The organism is Salinicoccus siamensis, from assembly GCF_042429615.1.
Taxonomy (GTDB): Bacteria; Bacillota; Bacilli; order Staphylococcales; family Salinicoccaceae; genus Salinicoccus; species Salinicoccus siamensis.
Genome location: NZ_JBHMAH010000013.1, coordinates 50,569 through 67,359 on the forward strand (window position 1 = coordinate 50,569; position 16,791 = coordinate 67,359).

Genomic DNA, 16,791 nt, shown 5'->3' on the forward strand with positions numbered 1-16,791 from the left:
GTTTTCTGGTTTACAAAGAGACCGAGACAGAGGATAATGACATCATTGAATAGTTCAAAAAGCGCCTTAATTTTTTAAGGGGCTTTTATTTTTGTGATAGAATATAAAAAAACTCACTGGGAGTGCCGACATTGAAGCTTCTTAAAAAATACTTTTTACCAAGCGACTATTTCAGGGAATTTCATAGCATAACACCTGAATATTTAAAAGAACGCGGTATACGCGCAATCATCACGGATTTAGACAATACTCTGGTGGGATTCGATGAACCCGATGCCAATGAAGAAGTGTTGAGGTGGCTTAAGGAGATGAAGGATAACGATATAAAAGTCTCCATCGTTTCCAACGGAAGCCAGCAGAGAGTCGGGGATTTCAGTGACCCGCACGAAATCCAGTATATATACCGGGCCAGAAAACCCCTGGGACATTCCTACCGAAGAGCGCTCGCCAATATGGGCGCAGCGAAATCTGAAACGGTCATGATCGGCGATCAGCTCCTGACGGATGTATTGGGGGCGAATCGGGCAGGGTTGGAAAGCATTCTGGTACTGCCCGTCAAAAAGAAAGATGGTTGGGCCACTGTGGTCAACCGGAGAATTGAACGCATCATAATGAGATATTTCGACCGTAAAGGTCTTATTCAATGGAGGGACTGACATTTGGAGTCTATTAAATGTATTGGCTGCGGAGCAGAACTGCAGAGCGATGACGAGAAACAACCGGGTTATATACCGGCAAGCGGTCTGGAAAAGGAAGACCCGATCTGCAAACGATGCTACCGTCTGAAACATTATAATGAAGTGATGGATGTGGATGTCGATTCCGGAGATTTCATGACGATGCTGAATGCCTTATATGAAACAGATGGTCTGATCGTCAAAGTAGTTGATGTATTCGACTTCAACGGCAGCATCATCCCGTCTTTCAACAGGATTGTGGGAGACAAGAAAGTGGTTGCGGTCATCAATAAGATTGACCTGCTGCCAAAATCGGTCAACCGCAGCCGGCTTGTGCATCGTGCTAAACTCATGCTCAGTGAAGCGGGCATCAAAGCTGTCGACACTGTAGTAGTGAGTGCGATGAAGAATGAAGGGATAGATAAGCTGATCGAGCGCTTGTCCAAGTTGTCGGAGGGCAAGGACATCTATGTTGTAGGCACGACGAACGTAGGTAAATCGACACTCATCAACCGTCTGATTGAAAACACATCTGGAGATAAAGAAGTGATTACGACGAGCCGTTTCCCTGGGACCACCCTCGACCTCATCGATATCCCGCTGGATGGAAATGCGTTCATCTATGATACACCTGGTGTGATGTTGAATTCCCAGATGGCCCATTATGTTTCAAGCGACAGCTTGAAGCATATAACCCCAACTAAAGAAATCAAATCCAAAGGGTTCCAACTGGACTCTGGGCAGAGTCTTTTCATCGGTAACTTGGCGCGTATCGACCATAACTATGGAGAGCGCAACAGTTTCAATGTGTTTGCACACCATGCGCTTACCATCCACCGGACCAAGACGGATAATGCAGATGAATTCTACAGCAAACATTATAATACTCTGCTGGCGCCACCCGAAATTGGAACTCCTTACTTGACCGAGTCCTATGAGAGTCATGAATTCGATATCGAAGAAGACAGTGACATAGAAATAAGCGGACTGTCGTTCATCCGCGTGGGCGGTGGATCCATAGTAGAAGTCCGCGTGCCTGAAGGGGTGGAAGTCACTTTGAGGCCGACGATATTTAAAGGAGACCAGTAATGGGTAATTATGCAGTAATAGGATTCCCTGTATCGCATAGTCTCTCGCCTTTAATCCACAATGCGAATTTCGCTGCTAGGGGAAGGGCTGATGAATACTCGGCGATTGAAGTTGAACCTGATGCGCTTGATGCCATACGGGAGACGGCATCAGCTAATAGGCTGAAAGGGTTCAACGTCACCCTCCCGCATAAAGAAAGCATCATGAAGCACCTGGATGAGATTGAAGCGGATGCCCGGAACATCGGTGCAGTGAACACCGTGTCCATAAGTAATGGAGTATGGAGGGGGCATAACACCGATGTTACAGGCTACATGAATGCGTTCCAGGGCAAGTTCGGCACAGGTCGGCGCAGAGTGCTCATCATCGGAGCCGGCGGTGCAGCAAAAGCAGTGCACCGGGCACATGCGAACATTGGAGATGACGTGACAATAGCGGCACGCCGGAGTACTGCCATGGAGGGATTTATAACGACGGACTTCTCTTTCACGCTGTTGCCTGAGCTGACCGGTCAAGAGGCGTTCGATGTCGTCATCAATTCGACGCCGATCGGGCTTGCAGATGAAGATCTTGTAGAAGTGTTGGACTTGCCGCAAGGATTATTCGGCGAATCGACAATTGGGGTCGACCTCATCTATAAACCGGAAGTAACGCCATTCCTCGATTATTTCAAGGAAGCAAACCGTATGAACGGCATGCCGATGCTCATCCATCAGGCAATGGATGCATATGAAATATGGACTGGCGACACGGGAGATTACGAAGCAGTCAATAAAAAGTATAAAGAATATAATGGAGGGCAATCATGAATACACTCACTTCTCGTCAAGTGAAACAATTGAAGGCAGAGGCGCATCATCTAAACCCAATCTTCCAGGTTGGGAAAAATGGAGTAAATGATAACTTCGTCGAGCAGATCAACGACGTTCTTGAAAAGAGGGAACTCATCAAAATATCAGTCCTGCAGAACTGTCTGGAGGATAAGGAAAATATAGCGGCCCAAATCAGTGAAGCCACGAACAGCCATGTCGTCACCATAATCGGAAAGACGATTGTGTTGTATAAAATGTCTGAAGAGAATAAGAAGATCGACCTGGGATGAGGATCGGCTTCTTCGGGGGTACATTCGATCCTGTGCACCTTGGTCATATACATGGCGTCGTCGAGGCGAAAATCGCCTTGGACCTGGATAAGATCATCATGATTCCTGCAAAACAGTCACCGCTGAAAGATGAATCCCCCACCGGTGATGCCCACCGCATTGAGATGCTGAAAAGAGCCGCCGCCCCCTATGGCTTCATGGAAATCCTCGAGTGGGAGATCACTCGGGAGGGCGTGAGCTACACTTTCGACACCGTCCAATATCTGAAAGAAGAATATCCATCAGATGAGCGGTTCTTCCTTATAGGTTCCGATCAATATGAAGGGTTCCACAAATGGCATCGCCATGAAGCGCTGCTTAAAATGATGAACTTTGTCGTAATGAGCCGCCGCCCGGATGAATTGGCCATAGATGAACGCTTTACCGCCCTTAGCCAGCCTGTCATGGAGATTTCTTCTACAGTCATTCGGGAAAGGATAAAAAAAGGCGAAGTGGCAATGCATCAGCTTGAGCCTTCTGTATACCAGTATATAAAGGAGCATCGCTTGTATGAAACATAAAATAGCGTTAGAGATGGTAAAGGCCAAGCTACCTGAAAAAAGGTATAAGCATTCCAAGAGGGTAGCGGAGACGGCAGTCAAAATGGCCGAAATATTCAAGGGAGATAAAAATAAGTGCTTCCTCGCAGGCATACTCCATGACTTCTCGAAGTACGATGAACTGGGGGAAATGTATCAATACGTCACAAAGTATAAATTGGACCCAGAACTCCTCAGCTATAAATCTGCAGTTCTGCATGGCCCGATAGCTGCGGTAAAAATGCGTGAAGAGTACCGTGTGGAGGACGAAGAGATCTATCAGGCGATTATGAATCATACCAGCGGCAGAAGCCATATGTCGCTTAACGAGAAAATCATCTACGTGGCAGATTATATTGAGCCGAAAAGAAGTCAGCCGGGTGTGGAAGCAATCCGAAGCCTTATTTTCGATGACCGCAATCTCGATGTTGCGGTCTATGAGATTACTAAAGCCAACATGCAGCATCTTTTGTCTAAAGATCAGCCGATCTATCATAAGACATTGGAATGCTTGAATTACTATAATATGATCAAGGAGTGAATTTATGAAAACCGGACAACTAATCGAACTTTTGGCAGAAGCATGTGATGATAAGCGTGCAGAGGAGATCATGAAATTTGATGTTTCAGGATCAAGCAGCGTAACCGACTATTATCTTATCTGCGACGCAAGCTCGGACCGCCAGGTTCAGGCGATTGCTGATGAAGCGGAAGATGCATGCCAGAAACACGGCGTAGAGACGAATATGGAAGGCTACAAAGAAGGCAAATGGGTATTGCTCGACGCAGGCAACGTCGTCCTCCATATATTCCATAAGCCGGAACGTGAATATTATAACCTTGAGCGCCTGTTCAAGAATGGTGAGCGCGTTGAGGTCTGAGTCAACCTACCAACTTTTCAGCCGCCATTATGAGGCGCTCACCTATGATCTGCCATATGATCTCTGGCTGGACATCATCAACCATTTCAAGGCGGGACGGCAAAGTGTCCTGGATATCGGATGCGGTACAGGCCATCTGACCAGTAAACTTGATTTCGGCAAGGTGACCGGCATGGATCAGTCACCACAGATGATAGAAGAGGCAAAGTCTAAAAAATTGGAGCATACATCATTTTTAACTGGAGATATGCTCGATTTCCACCTTGATGAGAAGTTTGATATGGCAATTGCAACCGTCGATGTGATGAACTACTGCAAAGACAGTGGTGAAGTGGGGCAGGTGCTGCAGAACGTCTACAATCATCTGAATCCAGGCGGCGTCTTCATCTTTGATATCCACAGTGTCTATAAAATGGAGCATGAATTCAATGATATGACCTATTCGGATGAAACGGACCATATCACATATATATGGCATGCCATTACAGGCGAGCATCCTCTGTCGGTAATCCATGATATGACATTCTTCGTAAAAGAAGAAGATGGGGGCACATACCGTAAAATTGCTGAAACCCATGAGCAACGAACCTACAAGCATAAGGAAATGATTCGGATAATCAATCAGACTGATTTCTCAATCCTTACTTCCTTCAGTGACTTTTCAATAGATAATCCAGTGACAGATATTTGTGATAGGGTATTCTATGTACTGAAAAAATAAACCGATGAAATGACCTGGTGGACGCCGGGTCATTTTTATTTTTCGAGTTTTATTATTTACTTGCAATGTAAAAAAAGAAAAATGGCCATTTCCTCCCATATATATATGAGAGATTATTCTAGGAGGAAATGCAGTGAATGAATTAATGGAAGTATGCAAAAAGTATAAAGTTCCCATCGCTTGTGTGGCCGTATGTTTGATGCTTTCGATAATTGTGTTTAGATTAATGTCTTCCAATGAGGAAGACATGCCGATGGAAGCCTATGAACCTAAAGCCTATGAAGAGTCATCCGATGAAGCCCCTAATGAGCCGCAAGCCGAATCACAGACGATCATGGTGGAAGTCAAGGGCGCAGTGAAATATCCCGGTGTGTTCGAAGTCCCTGAAGATGCCCGTGTAAAAAATGTCCTCGAGATGGCGCAGATCAAGGGGAATGCCGATCTATTGACCGTCAACCAATCCATGAAACTTAAGGATGAGCAGGTGGTGTATGTACCAGCTGTCGGAGAGGAAATTACTGAAGGGCCTGTTAATCAGACAGAAGAAGGTGAAGAGACAAAAGCACTCGTAAACATCAATACTGCAGATGTAGACGAACTTACGACGCTTAATGGCATAGGTGAAAAGAAAGCTCAGCTTTTTTTGGATTACAGGGAAGAGAACGGGTTGTTCATGAAGCTTGAAGATATAAAGAATATCCCTGGCATCGGCGATAAAACATTTGAAAGTCTGAAGCCTTATATTACAATAGATGAATAGGATACAGGAGGGGTAACATGAGAATCAATTGGCATCAGTACTTTCTTGCCCAAAGTCACCTGCTCAGTCTGCGGTCGACTTGCGAGCGGCTTAGAGTCGGTACGACCATCGTCAAGGATAACAGGGTCATTGCCGGTGGCTACAACGGGTCGGTCTCCGGAGAAGCACACTGCATCGATGTGGGGTGCCTGCTCGAAGGCGGGCATTGCATCAGGACGATCCATTCCGAAATCAATGCATTGCTGCAATGTTCCAAGTTCGGCGTATCGACTGAAGGCGCAAGTGTCTATGTGACGCATTTCCCGTGTGTGCATTGTACAAAATCATTGATACAGGCCGGCATCAGCTCCATCTACTATGCAGAAGACTATAAGAACCACCCTTATGCGCTGGAACTTCTTGATAAAACCGGCGTCCATCATGAACGCATCGCATTCGACCGGGAAAACATCCTGGAACTATTCAAACAGGAGTCATGAGGTCGTTCCTGATTTTATTATCACTCGTAAATGCCCATATCATCTGCAATGACCCCTTATTAGGGGCATTTTTTGTATCCATATCCTGTCTGGCCTGTATGAAGAGGATGGGCGGCTATGGATATCTTATTTTCCATATCACTTTGACAGCCGTGCTGACGACGGCTGTTTTTATATTGTCTGAAAGGCCTCAGTTGGAAACGGTCCAATCCATTACGATAACGGAATACAAATACTACCGTGAAGGTCTGGGGCATATGGGTGAAGCGGACGATAACAGTCTTGATGTGTATGTACCTGACGGCATCGAGTTGCCGATCGGCACCCGGTGTGCCGGCCCCTTTCCGGTGGAGCAGCCTGAGGCGACACGGAACTTCATAAAATACGATGCCGTCAGGACGATGAAGGTCAACGGCATGGATGGTCGCATATATATGGATAGTGGGGATCTGGAGAGGTGCAGGAGCCAAACACAACCGACTTTACACATGAAGATTGCACAGGCACGCGATGCCTATATGAGGAAGGTGCTCGCAAGTACGGCACACGATTATAAGTATGATATCCTGACGCTCTCGATCGGCAATAAATCATATATAACATCCGAATTTTTTGATGCGCTGCAGAAGCTCGGAATCTACCATCTGTATGTCATTTCAGGCACTCACGTCGCCTTCATCGGTGCTGTGATATTCCATATCCTCAATCGTTTCCGCCTGGAAGTGGGTACGATAAGGATCATCATGATGGTTATGCTGCTGCTTTTCCTTGCCTTGAACTTTCCGAGCCCGAGCGTCTTCCGTGCCGTCCTTATGACGATTACCCTGTTGATGTTGTCATTTACAAGGCATAGACCGTACCTCACTGTCATCTCACTCTCTGCGATCATCCAGATAGTCATGAACCCCTGGATTGTGTATCATGCAGGCTTCCAACTATCATATCTTACGACTTTCGCCATCGTCCTTTCCAAAAACTATTGGATGCATCATGGCTTTATCGGACAGCTGATCAGCATTACGCTTATTGCTGAAATTTCTACAGTAGCCACAGTGTTGATGCAGTTCAATGAACTCAGCATCAGCGGAATAGTGATGAATATGGTCTATGTGCCTATTTTTACGCTAGTGTTCTTCCCGATGGTCATCTTCTATAACTGCTTGGTATTCATAGGTATTCCCCAATCGGTGGACTTTCTGTATGCTTTAATGTTCAACAATCTGAAAGGGTCGATCGTATATTTGGCGGATATGATGACCCATCGGATCGCCGTCAAAAATTTAAGTGCCGTGGCACTGATCATCGTTGTCATCGCCTCCTATCGGATGATCCGCGCCCTATGCCTTAGGGAGATGAAATCCTTCATCCTCTCGCTTTTGGCCCTCATCACTACACTGGTCACTTCTGATGCAATCCATCAGTATGATGTTACCGTCACCATGGTGGATGTCGGTCAGGGGGATGCCTTCGTCCTGACCGATCATATGAATGACCGGACCATACTGATTGATACAGGGGGCAGAAGATACTTGAATCCAGACTCGAAAAAACTATCGGATCAGACCGTACTCCCATTTTTGAAAGAAGCGGGGATCAACAATATAGACTTAATGATCCTGTCGCATTTTGACCTTGATCATGTGGGAGAAGCAAAGCATATAATGGAGGAGCTGGATGTAGAACAGATTTATCTGAACCCGTTCGACCCAAGCTTTAAAGAGTGGTATGCTGATTTGTCCACGGTGCAAAAGGGCAGGGTGGTGGATGCTATGGAATCGCCTGAAATTGAAGTGGGGGCCATCAGCATCAGAAAACTGTTCCCTGTCTCCGAAGTGGCAAGTGATGATTCCAACCAGCACTCACTGGTGTTGGAGGTTTCGGCAGGTGCCTATACCTTCTTGTTTACAGGGGACGCTGACATGGAGGGTGAAGCCCAGATTATGGAGCGGCATGGATCCGTACATGCAGATGTCCTGAAGCTTGGGCATCACGGCTCGAACACTTCGACCGGAGAGGCGTTCATCAAGAATGGGACATTTACATATGGCCTGGTATCTGCCGGAGTGGACAACCGCTACGGTCACCCCCATGATGAAGTGATGGAACGTACTGCCCATCTTGAAATGTTCGATACTTCCGTGCATGGCATGGTCCGGTTCAATATAAAAGATGGAGTGATGTGTGTCGACACGAAGTTCGAACAGAAAAATCACTGCATAAAAAAAAGAGCTGAATAATCAGCTCTCCATTAACCTGCAACAATCTGGAAAATCTGTGCCACGACGTAGATTGCCGTCAAACCGAGGAAACCGACAACAAAGCCGACACCGGAATCCACGACATCATTATTCTTGGATTGAACATGTTTTTCGAATTTATTCATGAGATAACCTCCTAAACATATCACTAACATTATATGATATTTACCAAAAAAAAGCTATAATGGATTTAGAATAGACAGAAGGGTGACGACCAATATGGACCGCTTACAGCTCATTTATGGCAATAATGCATTAAGGATATCAGAAAAAGCAAAAAAATTGGCTGAGGATTTTGTAGGGGAAGCGGATGACTTCAGCATCGTTGCTCTGAACTACAGGGAATCGACGATCGAGCAGATTATAGAAGAAGCACAAACTTTGCCTTTCCTATCGGACAGGAAGGCTATTCTAGTTGATGATGCCTATTCTTTTACAGGGGCTAAGGTACGCGCTGAAGTAGATCATGATATTGATCTGCTGGTGGAATACATCAACAATAAAAATGATGACGCACTCATCATATTCAAAGTCTATAATGAGCAGCTTGATAACCGTAAAAAGATAACCAAACTGCTTAAGAAAAAAGGAACCGTCACTGAAATGGCGGAGATGACGGAGAATGAAGTCAGGAGTTTCATCAATACGACAGCTGAAGAAGCCGGTGTCGAGGTGGACCCTAAAGCTTTGAACCTGTTCATTGCACGTGTCGGCATCAAATATGACCAGGTCAGGAATGAGTTGGATAAACTCCTCCTCTATACAGAGGGGAAGATCACCGAGGAGGCTGTGGATGAAATAGTCAGCGTAAGTCTTGAAGAGAATATCTTCAGGCTTACCGACCTCATACTGTCAGGTCAGAAGGCAGGTGCAGTCAAACTGCTCCGTGCGCTGATGCTTCAGAATGAAGAGCCGATGCAGCTGCTGCATCTGATCATCAATCAGCTGAGGCTGCTGTATCAAGTTAAGTTGATGATGCAGCAGGGCTATCAGGGAGATCATATCGCAAAAGCTCTGAAGGTGCACCCCTACAGGGTGAAGTTGGCTGCACGGGAGATAGGAAAATACCGTCAGGATGAATTGGAGCGGAAGATGGTCAAATGCCGCGATATCGACTATAAGTTCAAATCCAGCTATCTGAACCGACAGAGCCTGTTTGAACTTTTTATTCTGGAAATATAAAAAGGCCTCCAAGTGGAGGCCTTTCTTCATAAATAAACCCCTTCACAGAGGAAGGGATTTATTTTGTCATCAATTTTGATTTCAAGCGGGATGCTTTATTATCATGGATCAAGTTCTTTTTAGAAGCTTTATCTACGTATTTAACAGCATTGGAAACGAGTGTTTCCGTATTTTCCGCATTATTTTCTTTTGCAGTCATGGCACGCTTGACAGCAGTACGCATTTCATTTTTCTGAGCAATGTTTTGACGTTGAGCTTTATCAGTCGTCTTTACTCTTTTGATTGCTGATTTAATATTAGCCATTGCATTCACCTCCACCTTGTAGTTGTACAACATTGATTGCAACAAGAAGTATTTTATCAAACATCGCACCCTTATGCAATATAAACAGAAAAGGATTTGAATGAAATTGTTATTGTTGCTATAATACAACCATTGCTATTAGAGAAAGTTGGAAGATAAATGAATGATCAAGAGCGTCTGGAACGACAGAAAAATATACGGAACTTCTCCATAATCGCCCATATTGATCACGGCAAGAGTACGCTTGCTGATCGCATCCTTGAAAATACCAAGTCGGTCACATCGAGGGAGATGAAGATGCAGCTACTGGATTCCATGGATCTGGAGCGCGAGCGGGGCATAACCATCAAATTGAATGCAGTGCAACTTAAATATACCGCAAAAGACGGGGAAGACTACATCTTTCACCTTATCGATACACCGGGGCACGTCGATTTTACATACGAAGTTTCCCGTTCATTAGCCGCGTGTGAAGGTGGCATCCTTGTTGTGGATGCCGCGCAGGGCATTGAAGCGCAGACTCTGGCCAACGTCTATTTGGCATTGGATAACGATCTGGAGCTGATTCCGGTCATCAATAAGATTGACCTGCCTGCAGCAGAACCCGACCGCATCGCCCAGGAAGTGGAAGATGTCATAGGCTTGGATAAAGACGAAGCCATTCATGCTTCCGCTAAGGCGAATATCGGCATTGAAGAAATTCTGGAGCGTGTTGTAGAAACGGTGCCACCGCCAAGCGGCGATCCCTCTGCGCCATTGAAGGCACTCATCTTCGACTCAGTCTATGATCCGTACCGCGGCGTAATCTCCTCGATCAGAATCGTCGAGGGCACGGTCAAGCCTGGTGATAAGATACGCATGATGGCCACCGGCAAAGAGTTTGAAGTGGCCGAGATCGGCATCAATACACCTAAACCACTGCCTGTGCAGGAATTGACGGTCGGTGATGTAGGCTACTTGATGGCCTCAGTCAAAAATGTCAGCGACTCCCGCGTCGGGGACACGATTACGTCTGCCGAAAACCCGGCAGAAGCGCCTCTCAAAGGATACAAAAAAATGAATCCGATGGTCTACTGCGGCATCTATCCGATAGATGCAAACAAGTATACTGACCTTAGGGAGGCATTGGAGAAGCTCGAATTGAACGATTCTTCGCTGGTCTATGAACCCGAGACATCACAAGCACTCGGCTTTGGCTATAGGACAGGATTCCTCGGACTGCTCCATATGGAAATCGTGCAGGAGCGGATTGAACGCGAGTTCGGCATCGAATTGATTGCGACCGCGCCGTCCGTAATCTACGATGTCTATATGACGGACGATACGAAGATAGCCGTCGACAACCCTGCAGAGATGCCGGATCCGCAAAAAATTTCACATATCGAGGAGCCATACGTCAAATCGACCGTCATGGTCCCGAACGATTATGTAGGGGCAGTGATGGAACTGTGCCAGAAGAAACGGGGTAATTTCATCACCATGGATTACCTTGACGACATCAGGGTAAACATCATCTATGAAATCCCACTTTCAGAAGTAGTATTCGACTTCTTCGATCAGCTGAAGTCGCAGACTAAAGGCTATGCTTCATTTGATTATGAACTGATCGGCTATAAGGAAAGTAAGCTTGTCAAGATGGACATTCTGCTCAATAACGAAAAAGTCGATGCCCTGAGTGTCATCGTACACCGGGACTTCGCCTATGAACGCGGCAAAACCATCGTCGAGAAACTCAAGACACTCATACCCCGCCAACAGTTCGAGGTGCCTGTCCAGGCTTCCCTCGGTCAAAAGATCATTGCCCGGACGAACATCAAGTCAATGGGTAAGAATGTTCTTTCCAAATGTTACGGTGGGGATATCAGCCGGAAGCGTAAACTGCTCGAGAAGCAGAAGGAAGGTAAGAAAAAGATGAAGTCGGTCGGAAGTGTCGAGATACCGCAGGAAGCATTCCTGGCCGTACTTAAAATGGATGAAGATTAAAAGCCACTACATCAGTGGCTTTTAGTTTTGATTGGAGAGTAAATCATGACAGAGAGTCTATATATCCACATACCGTTCTGCAACCGGATCTGCACATATTGCGATTTCAATAAAGTGCTCATTAAAAACCAGCCTGTCGATCAATATTTGGATGCGCTGATTGCAGAACTCGAAGGAATTGAACAAACGAACTTCAGAACTGTATTCGTCGGGGGCGGCACACCAACCGCCCTGACCGAGGCACAGCTCGATCGCCTGCTGACGGTCATCAACAACCGATTCGACATAACAGAAGAATTTACATTTGAAGCCAACCCGGATGAATTGACGCCGGGCAAACTGGATGTCCTTAACACCCATGGCGTCAATCGTGTGAGTCTTGGCGTGCAGACGTTCAATGAAGATCTGCTTAAAGTTCTGGGCCGCTCACACGGTTACCGGGACATCTTCAACGCCATAGATCATATGGAGAAGATAGGGTTGAACAACTACTCATTGGACCTGATGTATAACCTGCCGGGTGAAACGATGGATGACCTGGATGACAGTCTGAGCCACATCGCTTCCCTGAAGCCAAAGCACGTGTCATGGTATTCGCTGATCATAGAACCCCACACCGTTTTCTATAATCAGATAAAGAAAGGCAAGATGACAGTGGATGACGACGATGTCGAGGCGCGTAAATATTTATATGTCATCGATGGATTAGATGCATTGGGTTATCCCCAATACGAAATCTCAAACTTCTCCATGCCACAGTACGAATCTGAACACAATAAAACATACTGGAAGAATGAACCTTATTATGGCGTCGGAGCAGGGAGCCACGGCTATATAGACGGAACAAGGTACTATAATATCAAACCGGTGAACCATTATATAGAAGCGATGAGGGAATCAGGCAATGTCGTCAAAGAGAAGATCATCCTTGAAAAGAAAGCTCAGATGGAAGAGGAGATGTTCCTTGGCCTGAGGATGAATAAGGGCGTCGACATGGCAAGATTCGGCCAAAAGTACGGTCCGATAGAAGATGTGTATGGCGAAGTGCTGGCGCGTCAGATTGCTGCTGGACATCTGGAACAACATAGCGGCTACGTATCACTTACGCAGAAAGGACGGCTTGTGGGCAACACCGTTTTCATGGATTTTCTCCTCGATTGAGTGTTTTTGAATTAATTCAAACTTATGGATTGACATTCTTTGACCATTTTGATAAATTAATATTGGCACTTGAGGATATGGAGTGCTAATGAGGTGAAGTCAATTTTAACCTATAGACAGGAGCTCATACTTTTTTCGATAGTTGATGATTTTCTGAAGGTTATGATGCCGATCAGTTCCAAATATCTGATCGACAAGTATAACCTCGACATCTCTTCAGCAACTGTGAGGAATGAAATGGCCAAGCTTGAAGCGGATGGCTTCTTGACTAAGCCACATACCTCAGCAGGTCGCATACCGGCAAGGAAGGCGCTGAGATTCTATATTGATAGACTCAACCAGCAGTTGAGCACAGATAGTGATGCACTCGACTTCACTTTCCTGCCGAAGATGGAAAGGGAGATGGACCGCGATCAGATGAGCCGTTCTTTGGCAGATATGATCAGCGGGACCACCCAATACCTGACCCAGGTTTCCTTATCTGAAGAAGATGAAAAAGTAAAAGGCCTTTTGCTTACACCCATTACCACACACACACTATTATTGATCATCGTGCTCCAATCAGGTGCAATCCGAAAAATTCCAGTCAATATGGAAGACGCAATCACGGTACCTGAGTTAGAAAAGCTGGGTAACGAGCTGAATGTGCTGACGCTCGATCAGCCGATCAGCAGATTGCCGGAGATCATCCATGCAATGGAAGTCAGGCATGCGCTTAACAGCTTGAAGACGAACTTGGGGCGGGCAGCTGCAGAAACTGCCGGCGAGCCGGGGCAGATAGTGGGGCATTCCGGATTCAACCATCTGATCCATCAGATCAGCAGCGACATCAGCACTTTGCAGCTGCTGTATGACGATATGGAATCAGATCAGTTGAATGAATTGATCGATCTCACTAAAATAGATGGCGTTGATGTCTATTTCAGTGATGAATTGAATCGGGACTATGATTCCATTTCAGTCATTGCAACGGACTTTCATGTAAACGGCATGAACGGCAACTTGATGATCATCGGTCCAGAATTGATGGGGTACAAAAAAGTGATCCAATTGATGTACGCCATCCGGAACCAGGAAATGAAAAAGGAGTGATTGTAGTGACAGAAAATAATAGCGAAGAAACAGTGGCAAAAAAGAATCATGCCGAGGATGAAGACACAATCATCGAGCATGAGTCGACTGACCAGGAACAAACTGGAATTGAGGCCGACAGTGCTGAAGTGGTATCAGATGACGCCTCAGCCCAATCAGAGGCCACACAAAAGGACGAGGAAATCGAGGCGCTTAGGCAGAAGCTGGAAGATGAAGAAAACAGAAATCTGAAGCTGCATGCTGAGTTTGATAACTTCAAGCGCAGAAATCGTCAAGAGATTGAAAACAACAACAAATACAAACACCAGAAGATTGTGGAAGATCTTCTCCCGATCATTGATAATTTTGAGCGGGCCCTTAAAATCGAGGGGGACTCCGAGTCTTTCGTATCACTCCACAAAGGTGTTGAAATGGTCTACAATGATCTTGTCAATACATTGATGAAATATGAAGTGACGGAAGTGAAGAGCGTCGGAGAAGAATTCGACCCGAATTTCCACCAGGCGATCATGACCGAGTCTTCTGATAAAGAAGCCGGCATCATCCTTGAGGAATTCCAAAAAGGCTATATCCTGAAGGACCGTGTCATCCGCCCGAGCATGGTTAAAGTAAGCGAATAAAGCTTGCCATCGACACGAATGAAGTAACACCAATCAACCAAAATGGAGGAATTTTGTAATGAGTAAAGTTATCGGTATCGACTTGGGAACAACTAACTCTGTAGTCTCTGTACTGGAAGGCGGGGAACCGAAAGTCATCCAGAACGCAGAAGGCAACCGTACGACGCCTTCAGTAGTTTCTTTCAAAGATGGGGAGAAACAAGTAGGTGAAGTCGCTAAACGCCAGGCGATCACAAACCCTAATACGATCATGTCCATCAAGAGACATATGGGTACTGAACACAAGGAAACGATTGAAGGCAAAGATTATACACCTCAAGAAATTTCAGCTATGATTCTTCAAAACCTTAAAGAAACAGCAGAAAGCTACCTTGGAGAAAAAGTTGAAAAAGCAGTTGTAACTGTACCTGCATATTTCAACGACTCCGAACGTCAGGCAACAAAAGATGCGGGACGCATCGCAGGAATGGAAGTTGAGCGTATCATCAACGAGCCTACTGCAGCTGCATTGGCATACGGCCTGGATAAAAAAGAGCAGGATGAAAAAATACTCGTATTCGACCTTGGTGGCGGTACTTTCGACGTTTCCATCCTTGAACTCGGCGATGGCGTATTCGAAGTGCTTTCAACAGCAGGTGACAACAAACTTGGTGGTGACGACTTCGACGACGTGATCATCGATTACCTGGTCGAGTCCTTCAAGAAAGAGAACGGCATCGATCTGTCTAAAGATAAGATGGCGACACAGCGTCTTAAAGATGCGGCTGAGAAAGCCAAGAAAGATCTTTCTGGAGTATCTTCCACGCAAATATCCCTGCCATTCATCTCAGCAGGAGAAGCAGGTCCTCTTCACCTTGAAGAGACTCTGACGAGAGCCAAATTCGAAGAGCTGTCCAGAAACCTGGTTGAACGCACTATAGGCCCTGCACGTCAGGCAATCAAGGACGCAGGCATCAAAACAAGTGAAATCGACGAAGTAATCCTGGTCGGTGGTTCAACTCGTATCCCTGCAGTTCAAGAAGCAATCAAGAAGGAAACGGGCAAAGATCCAAACAAGAGTGTCAACCCAGACGAAGTTGTCGCAATGGGTGCTGCAATCCAAGGCGGAGTCCTCTCCGGTGATGTTCAGGACGTCGTACTGCTGGACGTTACACCGCTTTCCCTTGGTATCGAAACAATGGGTGGCGTATCCACTGTCCTGATCGAGCGCAACACTACGATCCCGACAAGCAAATCGCAAGTGTTCTCAACAGCAGCAGATAACCAGCCGGCAGTCGATATCCATGTACTGCAAGGTGAGCGCCCGATGGCTGCAGACAATAAGACACTCGGCAGATTCCAATTGACGGACATTCCACCAGCTCCACGAGGCGTACCTCAAATCGAAGTGACATTTGACATCGACAAAAACGGTATCGTAAATGTTGCCGCTAAAGATCAAGGTACAGGAAAAGAGCAGAAGATCACAATCGAATCCAGCTCCAACCTGTCTGATGAAGATATAGACAGAATGGTGGAAGAAGCTGAAAAGAATGCTGAGGAAGATAAGAAACGTCGCGAAGAAGTTGATTTGAGGAACGAAGCGGATCAACTCGTCTTCACTACAGACAAGACGATCGAAGATCTTGGCGACAAAGTGGAAGCGGATGAAAAAGAAAAAGCTGAAAGTGCAAAAGAGGAATTGAAGACTGCACTCGAAGGTACTGATATGGAAGATATCAAAGCGAAAAAAGATGCACTGGAAGAAATCGTCCAAGGCATGTCCATGAAACTGTACGAGCAAATGGCTCAAGAACAGCAAGCCCAGGAAGGTGCAGAGACACAAGGCACTCAAGATGACGATGTCGTTGATGCAGACTTCAAAGAAGTGGATGACGAAGAAGATAAAAAATAAGCAGAACCAT

The 16,791-nt window shown here is 45.9% G+C and carries 19 protein-coding genes; 17 read left to right on the plus strand and 2 right to left on the minus strand.

What is annotated here, in order from left to right; all coding sequences use genetic code 11:
• The first annotated feature begins 131 nt into the window (after nucleotides 1-131).
• The 11 genes from ACFFLE_RS06195 to ACFFLE_RS06245 all read left to right on the plus strand — a co-directional run bounded on the left by ACFFLE_RS06195 (nucleotide 132) and on the right by ACFFLE_RS06245 (nucleotide 8,524).
• On the plus strand, nucleotides 132-656 hold the full coding sequence (locus ACFFLE_RS06195) for a YqeG family HAD IIIA-type phosphatase (protein WP_380570268.1): 525 nt from the start codon (nucleotides 132-134) through the stop codon (nucleotides 654-656).
• Between the two features lie 3 nt (nucleotides 657-659).
• Nucleotides 660-1,766: a ribosome biogenesis GTPase YqeH gene (gene yqeH, locus ACFFLE_RS06200; RefSeq protein WP_380570269.1), complete on the plus strand. Its 1,107-nt coding sequence runs from the start codon at nucleotides 660-662 to the stop codon at nucleotides 1,764-1,766.
• Nucleotides 1,766-2,575, plus strand: a complete 810-nt coding sequence (gene aroE / locus ACFFLE_RS06205; protein WP_380570270.1) for a shikimate dehydrogenase — start codon at nucleotides 1,766-1,768, stop codon at nucleotides 2,573-2,575. The genes yqeH and aroE overlap by 1 nt, the downstream gene beginning before the upstream one ends.
• A complete protein-coding gene (yhbY, locus tag ACFFLE_RS06210) occupies nucleotides 2,572-2,868 on the plus strand; it encodes a ribosome assembly RNA-binding protein YhbY (protein ID WP_380570271.1) in 297 nt (98 codons plus the stop codon). The genes aroE and yhbY overlap by 4 nt, the downstream gene beginning before the upstream one ends.
• Nucleotides 2,865-3,428, plus strand: coding sequence for a nicotinate (nicotinamide) nucleotide adenylyltransferase (gene nadD, locus ACFFLE_RS06215; protein WP_380570272.1), 564 nt, complete (start codon nucleotides 2,865-2,867; stop codon nucleotides 3,426-3,428). Before yhbY ends, nadD begins: the two co-directional genes overlap by 4 nt.
• Entirely contained in the window at nucleotides 3,418-3,987 is a 570-nt protein-coding gene (gene yqeK, locus ACFFLE_RS06220) for a bis(5'-nucleosyl)-tetraphosphatase (symmetrical) YqeK (RefSeq protein WP_380570273.1), read from the plus strand. The genes nadD and yqeK overlap by 11 nt, the downstream gene beginning before the upstream one ends.
• 4 nt (nucleotides 3,988-3,991) lie before the next feature.
• Nucleotides 3,992-4,327, plus strand: a complete 336-nt coding sequence (gene rsfS, locus ACFFLE_RS06225) for a ribosome silencing factor (protein ID WP_344700946.1) — start codon at nucleotides 3,992-3,994, stop codon at nucleotides 4,325-4,327.
• Nucleotides 4,317-5,048 carry a class I SAM-dependent DNA methyltransferase gene (locus tag ACFFLE_RS06230; RefSeq protein WP_380570274.1) on the plus strand — a complete coding sequence of 244 codons (732 nt, stop codon included), beginning with the start codon at nucleotides 4,317-4,319 and terminating at the stop codon, nucleotides 5,046-5,048. Before rsfS ends, ACFFLE_RS06230 begins: the two co-directional genes overlap by 11 nt.
• A gap of 133 nt (nucleotides 5,049-5,181) precedes the next feature.
• Complete coding sequence (locus ACFFLE_RS06235) at nucleotides 5,182-5,808, plus strand: helix-hairpin-helix domain-containing protein (protein WP_380570275.1); 627 nt, start codon at nucleotides 5,182-5,184, stop codon at nucleotides 5,806-5,808.
• A gap of 17 nt (nucleotides 5,809-5,825) precedes the next feature.
• Nucleotides 5,826-6,287, plus strand: coding sequence for a ComE operon protein 2 (locus tag ACFFLE_RS06240; RefSeq protein WP_380570276.1), 462 nt, complete (start codon nucleotides 5,826-5,828; stop codon nucleotides 6,285-6,287).
• A gap of 107 nt (nucleotides 6,288-6,394) precedes the next feature.
• The gene (locus ACFFLE_RS06245) at nucleotides 6,395-8,524 is read left to right on the plus strand and encodes a DNA internalization-related competence protein ComEC/Rec2 (RefSeq protein WP_380570277.1); all 2,130 of its coding nucleotides are present in this window, start codon (nucleotides 6,395-6,397) and stop codon (nucleotides 8,522-8,524) included.
• Between the two features lie 11 nt (nucleotides 8,525-8,535).
• On the opposite strand, the gene ACFFLE_RS06250 is transcribed toward ACFFLE_RS06245, so the two are convergent.
• Nucleotides 8,536-8,670 carry a YqzM family protein gene (locus tag ACFFLE_RS06250; RefSeq protein ID WP_344700942.1) on the minus strand — a complete coding sequence of 45 codons (135 nt, stop codon included), beginning with the start codon at nucleotides 8,668-8,670 and terminating at the stop codon, nucleotides 8,536-8,538.
• A 94-nt stretch (nucleotides 8,671-8,764) separates the two neighbouring features.
• Between ACFFLE_RS06250 and holA the strand changes: the two genes are divergently transcribed.
• Nucleotides 8,765-9,727, plus strand: a complete 963-nt coding sequence (gene holA, locus ACFFLE_RS06255) for a DNA polymerase III subunit delta (protein ID WP_380570278.1) — start codon at nucleotides 8,765-8,767, stop codon at nucleotides 9,725-9,727.
• A gap of 58 nt (nucleotides 9,728-9,785) precedes the next feature.
• On the opposite strand, the gene rpsT is transcribed toward holA, so the two are convergent.
• Entirely contained in the window at nucleotides 9,786-10,031 is a 246-nt protein-coding gene (gene rpsT, locus ACFFLE_RS06260; protein ID WP_344700940.1) for a 30S ribosomal protein S20, read from the minus strand.
• Nucleotides 10,032-10,190: 159 nt separating this feature from the next.
• Here rpsT and lepA point away from each other — a divergent pair, with 159 nt between their 5' ends.
• The 5 genes from lepA to dnaK all read left to right on the plus strand — a co-directional run bounded on the left by lepA (nucleotide 10,191) and on the right by dnaK (nucleotide 16,781).
• The gene (gene lepA / locus ACFFLE_RS06265) at nucleotides 10,191-12,014 is read left to right on the plus strand and encodes a translation elongation factor 4 (RefSeq protein WP_380570279.1); all 1,824 of its coding nucleotides are present in this window, start codon (nucleotides 10,191-10,193) and stop codon (nucleotides 12,012-12,014) included.
• Nucleotides 12,015-12,059: 45 nt separating this feature from the next.
• Nucleotides 12,060-13,175: a radical SAM family heme chaperone HemW gene (gene hemW, locus ACFFLE_RS06270; RefSeq protein WP_380570280.1), complete on the plus strand. Its 1,116-nt coding sequence runs from the start codon at nucleotides 12,060-12,062 to the stop codon at nucleotides 13,173-13,175.
• Between the two features lie 93 nt (nucleotides 13,176-13,268).
• Nucleotides 13,269-14,267 carry a heat-inducible transcriptional repressor HrcA gene (gene hrcA, locus ACFFLE_RS06275; protein ID WP_380570281.1) on the plus strand — a complete coding sequence of 333 codons (999 nt, stop codon included), beginning with the start codon at nucleotides 13,269-13,271 and terminating at the stop codon, nucleotides 14,265-14,267.
• Nucleotides 14,268-14,272: 5 nt separating this feature from the next.
• Nucleotides 14,273-14,887 carry a nucleotide exchange factor GrpE gene (gene grpE, locus ACFFLE_RS06280; protein WP_380570282.1) on the plus strand — a complete coding sequence of 205 codons (615 nt, stop codon included), beginning with the start codon at nucleotides 14,273-14,275 and terminating at the stop codon, nucleotides 14,885-14,887.
• A gap of 58 nt (nucleotides 14,888-14,945) precedes the next feature.
• Entirely contained in the window at nucleotides 14,946-16,781 is a 1,836-nt protein-coding gene (gene dnaK, locus ACFFLE_RS06285; protein ID WP_380570283.1) for a molecular chaperone DnaK, read from the plus strand.
• The last annotated feature ends 10 nt before the right edge of the window (nucleotides 16,782-16,791 follow it).

Coding starts and splice junctions, on each gene's coding strand:
- aroE (WP_380570270.1), top strand. CDS start 1,766: ATGGGTAATTATGCAGTAATAGGATTCCCTGTATCGCATAGTCTCTCG.
- yhbY (WP_380570271.1), top strand. CDS start 2,572: ATGAATACACTCACTTCTCGTCAAGTGAAACAATTGAAGGCAGAGGCG.
- nadD (WP_380570272.1), top strand. CDS start 2,865: ATGAGGATCGGCTTCTTCGGGGGTACATTCGATCCTGTGCACCTTGGT.
- yqeK (WP_380570273.1), top strand. CDS start 3,418: ATGAAACATAAAATAGCGTTAGAGATGGTAAAGGCCAAGCTACCTGAA.
- rsfS (WP_344700946.1), top strand. CDS start 3,992: ATGAAAACCGGACAACTAATCGAACTTTTGGCAGAAGCATGTGATGAT.
- ACFFLE_RS06240 (WP_380570276.1), top strand. CDS start 5,826: ATGAGAATCAATTGGCATCAGTACTTTCTTGCCCAAAGTCACCTGCTC.
- ACFFLE_RS06245 (WP_380570277.1), top strand. CDS start 6,395: ATGGGCGGCTATGGATATCTTATTTTCCATATCACTTTGACAGCCGTG.
- ACFFLE_RS06250 (WP_344700942.1), bottom strand. CDS start 8,670: ATGAATAAATTCGAAAAACATGTTCAATCCAAGAATAATGATGTCGTG.
- holA (WP_380570278.1), top strand. CDS start 8,765: ATGGACCGCTTACAGCTCATTTATGGCAATAATGCATTAAGGATATCA.
- rpsT (WP_344700940.1), bottom strand. CDS start 10,031: ATGGCTAATATTAAATCAGCAATCAAAAGAGTAAAGACGACTGATAAA.
- lepA (WP_380570279.1), top strand. CDS start 10,191: ATGAATGATCAAGAGCGTCTGGAACGACAGAAAAATATACGGAACTTC.
- hemW (WP_380570280.1), top strand. CDS start 12,060: ATGACAGAGAGTCTATATATCCACATACCGTTCTGCAACCGGATCTGC.
- dnaK (WP_380570283.1), top strand. CDS start 14,946: ATGAGTAAAGTTATCGGTATCGACTTGGGAACAACTAACTCTGTAGTC.